3 protein-coding genes are annotated in these 2,052 nt (G+C 75.2%); 1 reads left to right on the top strand and 2 read right to left on the bottom strand.

Annotated elements, in window-relative coordinates:
• Positions 1 to 75: 75 nt before the first annotated feature.
• Positions 76 to 915 (bottom strand): alpha/beta fold hydrolase, encoded by an 840-nt coding sequence (locus PROKR_RS00025; protein ID WP_084800163.1) that lies wholly within the window; start codon positions 913 to 915, stop codon positions 76 to 78.
• 132 nt (positions 916 to 1,047) lie between these two features.
• Between PROKR_RS00025 and PROKR_RS00020 the strand changes: the two genes are divergently transcribed.
• Positions 1,048 to 1,251 (top strand): hypothetical protein, encoded by a 204-nt coding sequence (locus tag PROKR_RS00020; protein ID WP_036958658.1) that lies wholly within the window; start codon positions 1,048 to 1,050, stop codon positions 1,249 to 1,251.
• Between the two features lie 134 nt (positions 1,252 to 1,385).
• Here the strand turns inward: PROKR_RS00020 and PROKR_RS00015 are convergent.
• A partial coding sequence (locus tag PROKR_RS00015; protein WP_036958657.1) for a DUF899 family protein occupies positions 1,386 to 2,052 on the bottom strand: 667 nt, incomplete at its 5' end.

Below are 2,052 nucleotides of genomic sequence, written 5' to 3'. Positions count from 1 at the left end.
CGGCGTCGGGCCCGACTGCCGCGTGCGGGGCCCGACTGCCGCGTGCGGGGCCCGACTGCCGCGTGCGTGGCGCGGCTACCGCCGCAGGAAGTCGGTCACCACGGCGAGGAACTCGTCCGGGGCCTCGTCGTGCACCATGTGGCCCACGCGGATCTCGACGAGCCGGCCGTGGGCCACACCGTCCGCGAGCTCCGCGAGGTCGGCCTGGTCCACGTTGCTCGTCGGGCCGCCCGCGACCACGAGCACGGGCGCCTCGATCCCCAGCGCGTCGTCCCACCAGGCCGGGTCGGGGTCGCCGCGCTGGGCGCGCAGCGCGTTGACGAGCGGCCAGTCGAACGGGACGGGGTGGTCCGGTTCGTCGAACGGCTCGAACCGCGGCCCGCCCGGCCGGGGCGGGGCGGCGTCCTCGAGGACGAGGCGGGTGACGGGGGCCGTTGTCGCCTCGGTGGTGGCCGGCTGGGAGGCGGCCGGTCGGGTGGTGTCCGCCTCGGCGGCCGGTGGGGTGGCGTTCAGGGCGGTGGTGACGAGAGCCGCGGTGACGGCGCCCATCGAGTGCCCGACGATCGCGAGGCCCCCCGGGGCGGTGATGTCGAGTGCGGCGCAGAACGCGAGGGTGTCGGCCGTCATCAGCTCGTACGAGTACTGCCCGGGCCGCTCGCTCTCGCCGTGGCCCCGCGCGTCGGGGGCCAGGACCCGGTAGCCGAGCGCCGCCAGGTCGTCGAGCAGGGGATCCCACGACAGCGAGCTCTCCCCGAGGGCGTGCAGCAGGAGCAGCACCGGGGCGGCGGGGTCCCCGGCCTCGCGGTAGGCGAGGCGCAGGCGCGTGGTCGCGGCGGGCTCGACGGCGTCGTCGGGCCGGAGGGCTGCGTGGTGGATGTCGACGTGGCGGACCGGGTGCTGGGCTGCGGTGGTCATCCGCGCAAGTATGCCGAGCCCGCGACCGGCCGCTGACCAGCGGGAACAACCCGGCCCGAAAATCCGCTGACCGCGTAGCGCCCCGGCAGCTACGGTCGGGCGTCGCTGACGCACCGGACGGAGGTGAGACGCGTGAGCAGCAACAAGAAGAACCGCACCCGGTACAAGCACGCACTACCGGCCGAGGCGGTGCGGGAGCGCGCCGAGCACGCCCGCTCGGGCGCGGCCGGTGTGCACGTCGACCAGCAGGCCCGGGCCTACCGCACCGGCGCCACCAACCGCGTGGGTTCGCGCTCGGCACGGGTGCGCGCCGCGATCCGAACCGACCTGCGCTGACCGCGCCGGGGCTGCCGGCCGAAGTGCGCTTCTACCCAGCCATTGGGCCCGGAACCACCGGGAGCTCTGCTCCTGATGACTGGGTAGATGCGCACTTCCAGCCTGGCCTGGACGGCGTCCCGGCTCCCGCCCCGTCAGTGGTCGTGGGGCGCCCCCGCCACCACCGGTGTCGCGCCCGGGCGGGACCACTGCGCGGCCGGGCGGCCGCCGGACCAGCTGTTGCCGGTGCCGTCCTCGTCCGTGCGCCAGAACCAGCCCGGGACCTTGCCCTCCGGCCAGCCCTCGGGTGAGTCCTGCCAGGACTCCAGGCGGCCGCGCGCCGTCATGTCGAGCAGCGCCAGCGCCGGCATCGTGGCCTCCGCACCGCGCCCCGTCACGGAGTTGGTCAGGAACACCCGGTCACCCTGGCGCAGGAAGCACAGCCAGGTGCCGAACTCGCCGCCGCCCAGCACGTCCTCCGTCGTCGCCAGCACCGAGTACCAGTGCCGCGGGTACCCCATGAACTCCACGAACGGCGCGAGCTCCCCGTACGGCGCCTTCGCCACGACCGCGAACGAGACGCCGCGCGCGTTCAGGTACGCCGGGTCCTGCACCGCGAAGTACGTCAGCGTGCAGCCCTCGCACTGGTTCTCGAACGGCTCGCCCGCGTGCCACATGTGCTTGTAGACGACCAGCTCCTCGCGGCCGGCGAACAGGTCCAGCAGCGTGGCCTCGCCGTCCGGCCCGACGACGACGGCGCCCGCGTCGACCTCCGTCATCGGCAGCCGGCGCCGCGCCGCCGCGATCGCGTCGCCCTCGTGC

The organism is Promicromonospora kroppenstedtii DSM 19349, from assembly GCF_000515355.1.
Taxonomy (GTDB): domain Bacteria; phylum Actinomycetota; class Actinomycetes; order Actinomycetales; family Cellulomonadaceae; genus Promicromonospora; species Promicromonospora kroppenstedtii.
This window is presented reverse-complemented; position numbering and strand designations above follow the sequence as displayed.

Excerpts from the sequence above, each read along its gene's own strand:
- PROKR_RS00025 (WP_084800163.1), bottom strand. The coding sequence starts at position 915 with ATGACCACCGCAGCCCAGCACCCGGTCCGCCACGTCGACATCCACCAC.